Below are 5,542 nucleotides of genomic sequence, written 5' to 3' on the forward strand. Positions count from 1 at the left end.
GGTGTTGCACGAGGGGGAGTGGAATAAGTACGACGATCTGTTGTTGTTATTGCAGGCGAAGAAGGACTGGTTGCCGGTCAACATCTCGTTGGTGCCCGGTAGGGCGAGGTACTCGGATCCGTTGGTGCGGTGGACCGAGGTGTGGTTGCGGGCGTACCAGGAGGCGGAGCTTCGAAAGACCGGAAATGCCCCGGCAGTGAAGCACCTTATACCGCTCGTCGGAGGCATCGTGGGCTCCTCGACGGTATACAACTGGAGCAGCGGCTTTCCCAAGAGCGTTGAACAACTTTCTCACGGCGATGCCCCCCCAGGCTCGGTTCTTGCGGGCCCGCCTGGCGGAAGTGGTGTCGGCGCTTCGCTGGAAGCCACGGGGCCGCAGATGCTGCAGCCGGGGTTGCTGTCGTCGGGGTTGGGGGTGGGGGGCGGTGTGTTGGGTTTTGCCGGGGGTGGTGTGCCGGTTGTGTCTGGTGGTGGGGGGTGGCTGGTCGGGTCGGGGCTGCCGGAGCGGGTGGAGATGGAGGGGTTGGCGCGGGAGTTGCAGGAGGAGATGTCGCAGCGGCCGGGGCGGGAGGAGCAGATACAGCCGGCGCCTGTGGGGGTGCTCATCGGTGGTGTGGGTTCGCTGTTGAGGGATGCGGCGGCGTTGTTGCTGAAGGAAGCCGGTGTGCATGGGGTGGTGTTGCTGGATGAGGGTGCTCGTGATTTGGGTGTGATCGAGCGGGCGGTGCTGGATTCGGGGTGGGGTGGTGAACCGGTCCGGTTGTTCGCGTGTGAGACCGGTGATGGTGCTCTGGATCGGTTGGCGGGCGGTTTGCAGGAGCGGCTTGGTGTTGCTGTGGGGTATCCGATCGAGTTGTTGTGGCTGGAGGTGGAGGAGGATGGTCCCGCGGCCCGGGTCGGCAAACTGGGGTTGACCGAGGACAGTGTGCCGGTGCTGGTTTTGCGTGATGTTGCGGGTGGTGGTGGCTGGGTGTGGCGGGTCCGCCCGGACCGGCAGCATCCCGATGGCCGGATCGAAGGGTGGCCCTATACCGTCCCCGCTCCCGAAGGTGGCCTTGGTCTTGGCCGACCGCGGCACCTCGCCCCCGGTGACACTGATCCGGTGTCTTCCGGTTCGGGGGCGGAAGGTCAGGGTGTGGCCGGTGCTGGGGCGAGTGAGGCTTTTCTGGAGGCGGTTCGGGCGGGTGAGGTGCCCTGGGGTGCGGGTCCTGGCCGAGACGGCTCGCTGAAGGCGTATCTGAGGGACACCGGTCATTCGGGCGAGGTGACGCCGGAGGTGTTGCAGGATTGGGTTCGGGCTTTGCAAGACGCGTCTGTGCGGGTGACCGGTATGCGAGTACCCGTGCCTTTGGTGGCTGCTCTTTCCGGCAAACAGCTCAATGCGAAGCAGGCGCAATATCGTACGGGCAAGAACCCAATTCTTGAGCCCAGTCTGGAGCAGGTTCGCAAGCTGATGCCGAAGTGGTTCATGGAGTTCCGTCCTAGTGAGGGGGAGTGGGAGCAGTACGGTGATCTGTTGTCGTTCCTGAAGGCGAACGGACATCGGTTGCCGGTCAACATCTGGTTGGAGCACGGTGGGGAGAGGTACTCGGAACCGTTGCGGCGGTGGACCGAGGTGTGGATGCGGGCGTACTACAAGGAGAAGAAGGCTCAAGGGCTCGGAGCAGACCTGACGGCGGAAAGACTTGCGTCGCTCTCCGGACACATCGTGTACCACGAGACGGTATCCAGCTGGAACCTCGGCTTTTCCGAGAGCGTCGCGGATCGTTCTCTCGATAAATCCTCCTCAGGCGAGGGGGAGGGCTCCGGGCAACCGCCGGGGATTCCGGAGTATGTGCATGTGGATGTAAAGTCCTGGCGTCCCGGTCCTGGCCGGGGGGACTCGCTCCGAGCGTATCTGGAGGCGACTGGTCGTTTGAACGAGGCGACGACGACGGCGTTGCGGAAATGGCTGACCGGTATTCAGCAGGACGCTGTGACGGAGACCGGTATGCGAGTACCCGCGCATGTGGTGGTTGCTCTCTCCGACGGACTGATCGATGCGAAGAAGGCGATTCACCTTACGACCAGGTGGGCACCTCGTGAGTTGAAGCCGGACGAGGTCGCTTCGCTTGTTCCTCCGTGGGTCATGGCGTTCCGTCCTGGTGAGGGGGAGGGTCAATTCCCTGATCTGTTGCCGTTCCTGAGGGCGAATAAGGACCGGTTGCCGGTCAACATCTGGTTGGAGCCCGACGAGAACGGGAATTACTCGGATCCGTTGTTGCGGTGGACCGAGGTGTGGAAGCGGGCGTACGAGGCGGAGCTTGGAGAGACCGGAACAGCCGTGAGGCCGCTCGCCGGAGGCATCGAGCACCCCCGGACGGTACGCGACCGGAACCTCGGCTTTCCCCAAAGCTTTGCGGAGCATTCTGTCGGCAACGCCCCTTCAGGCTCGGCTTTTCCTGGCCCATTTGGCGGAAGTGGTGTCGGTGCTTCAACGACGTCACAGGGGAAACGCCCGCGGCTGGAAGCCCCGGAAGCCTCAGGGTCGCAGTTGCTGGAGATGCCGGGGGGTGCGGGATGGCGTTCTGGTGTCGAACATGAACTGTTGAGGGTGCCGGGGTCTGGTTTCGGGGTCGGGGACGGTGCGTTGGGTTATTCCGCGGCCGGTGTGCCGGTGCCGTTTGTGCCTGGTGCTGGGGGTGGTGGCTGGAGGCCGGTCGGGTTGGAGCTGCAGCATTCCGGTGGCTGGTTCGGAGGGGGTTATGTCGTTCCTGTGCCGCTGGCGGCTTCTGATGGTGGCCTTGGCCTTGGTCTTGACCAATCGTGGTACCTCACCCCCGGTGGCACTGATCTGGTGTCCTTCGATCCAGGGGCGGAAGGTCAGGGTGTGACCGGTGCCGGGTCGAGTGACGCTCTTCCGGCGGAGGTTCCGGCGGGTGAGGCGCCCTGGGGTGCCGGTCCTGGCCAAAACGGCTCGCTGGATGCGTATCTGAAGGAGACCCGTAGTTCGAACGAGGCGGGCCCGGCGACGCAGGAGGAGTTGCGGAAATGGGTAGGGGCTTTGCAAGACGCGGCTGTGGCGGAGACCGGTAGGCGAATACCCGCGGCTGAGGTGGCTGCTCTTTCCGGCGGACAGATCAATAAGAATCAGGTGCGTGGGCATACGGGTAGGAACGCATCTTCTGCGTTGAAGCTGGGCGAGGTTCCTGATTGGTTCATGGATTTCCGTCCTGACGAGGAGGTGTGGCACGGGGGGGAGTTGCGGAAGTTCCCTGATCTGTTGTCGTTCCTGCAGGCGAAGAAGGACGATTTGCCGGTCAACATCTCCTTGGAGCCCGACGCGAGGAACAGGTACTCGTATTCGTTGCTGCGGTGGACCGAGGTGTGGATGCGGGCGTACTACGAGGAGAAGGCTCAAGAGCCCGGAGCAAACCTGACGGCGCCAAGACTTGCGGAGCTCACCGGAGGCATCGCGCGCCCCAGGACGGTGCGCGACTGGAAACTGGGCTCTTCCGAGAGCGTTGCGGACCTTTCTGTCGGCAACGCCTCCTCAGGCTCGGCTCTTCCTGGCCGATCTGGCCGATCTGGCGGAAGTGGTGCCGGTGCTTCAACGAAGCCACAGCGGAAGCGCCGGCGGCTGGAAGCCCCGGAAGTCACGGAAGCCCCGGGGTCGCAGATGCTGCAGCCGGGGTCGCTGCCGTCGGGGTTGGAGATGCCGGGGTCTGGTTTCGGGGCCGGTGCGCCGGGTTATTCCGCGGCCGGTGTGCCGGTGCCGTTTGTGCCTGGTGCTGGGGGTGGTGGCTGGTGGCCGGTCGGGTCGGAGCTGCAGCATTCCGGTGGCCGGTTTGAAGGGACCTATACCGTCCCTGCGCCGCTCGCTCCCGGTGGTGTCCTTGGTCTTGCCCAACCGCAGCTGGTTCCGGCGGTTGTGAAGCCCTGGGGTGCGGGTCCTGGCCAAAACGCCTCGCTGGAGGCGTACCTGAAGGTGCCGGGTCGTTCGAGCGAGGCGACGCCGGTGGATTGGGTACGGGCTTTGCAAGCCGCGGCTGTGGCGGTGACCGGTTTGCGAGTACCCGCGCTTTTGGTGGCTGCTCTTTCCAACGGACGGATCAGTAAGGATCGGGCGCGTGAGCTTACGCGCTGGAACGCACCTTCTGCGTTGAAGCTGGGCGAGGTCGCTTTGCTTGTTCCTGATTGGTTCATGGATTTCCGTCCTGACGAGGAGGTGTGGCACGGGGGGGAGTTGCGGAAGTTCCCTGATCTGTTGTCGTTCCTGCAGGCGAAGAAGGACGATTTGCCGGTCATCATCTCCTTGGAGCCCGACGCGAGGAACAGGTACTCGTATCCGTTGCTGCGGTGGACCGAGGTGTGGATGCGGGCGTACTACGAGGAGAAGGCTCAAGAGCCCGGAGCAAAGCTGACGGCGGAAAGACTTGCGGGGCTCACCGGAGGCATCGCGGGCGTCACGACGGTGCGCGACTGGAAACTCGGCTCTTCCCAGAGCGTTGTGCAGCATTCTGTCGGCAACGCCTCCTCGGGCTCGGCTCTTCCTGGCCGATCTGGCCGATCTGGCCGATCTGGCGGAAGTGGTGCCGGTGCGCCAGGTTTTTCCACGGCCGGTGTGCCGGTTGTGTCTGGTGCTGGGGGTGGTGGTGGGTGGCTGGTCGGGTCGGTGCAGCCGGAGCAGGTGGGGTTGCAGGGGTTGTCGCAGGTGGAGATGGAGGGGTTTTCGCGGGAGTTTCGGGTGGAGATGTCGGAGCGGCTGTGGCGGGAGGAGGCGCGGATACAGCCGGCGCCGGTGGGGGTGATCATCGGTGAAGTGGGTTCGGTGTTGGGGGGTGCGGCTTGGTGGTTGCCGAAGGAAGACGGTGTGCATGGGGTGGTGTTGCTGGATGAGGAGGCTCGTCATCTGGATGCGATCGAGCGGGCGTTGCGGAGTTCGGGGTGGCGTGAAGGTGAGGCGATCCGGTTGTTCGGGTGTGAGACCGGTGATGGTGTTCTGTGGAGGTTGGCTCTTGATTTGTGGGTGCGGTTTGGTGTTGATGTGTGGTATCCGGTCGGTTTGTTGTGGTTGGGGGTGCGGGGGCCTGGCCCGGGGGCGCGGGTCGGTTCGCTGGATTGGACCGGGGATGGTGTGCCGGAGCTGGTTTTGTTTGAGGGTGGTGGTGGCTGGGCGCGGCGGGTCGGCTCGCCGCAGGAGCAGGGCGGTGGCCTGATCGAAGGGTCTTATACCGTTCCCGGTTCTGTTGGTGGTCTTGGTCTTGACGGGCCGCGGCATCTTGCTCCGGGTGGTGCTGATCCTGTGGCTGTCGATCCAGGGACGGAAAGTCAGGGTGTGCCGGGTGTTGGGTCGAGTGAGGCTCTTCCGGCGGGGGGTTCGGCGGGTGTGAAGCGCTGGGGTGCGGGTCCTGGCGAAGACGGCTCGCTGGAGGCGTATCTGAAGAAGACCCGTAGTTCGGACGAGGCGAGCCCGAGTTCGGCGACACAGACGGAGTTGCAGGACTGGGTACGGGATTTGCAAGCCGCGGCTGTGACGGTGACCGGTATGCGAGTACCCGCG

At 64.4% G+C, this 5,542-nt stretch carries 1 protein-coding gene; it reads left to right on the top strand.

Annotated features, from left to right (window positions below; genetic code table 11):
• Positions 1-5,542, top strand: a 5,542-nt coding sequence (locus tag ACFOSH_RS44615; RefSeq protein WP_378248007.1) for a hypothetical protein, incomplete at both ends; no start/stop codon positions are given.

Source organism: Amycolatopsis speibonae, assembly GCF_042647925.1.
GTDB classification, from domain to species: domain Bacteria; phylum Actinomycetota; class Actinomycetes; order Mycobacteriales; family Pseudonocardiaceae; genus Amycolatopsis; species Amycolatopsis speibonae.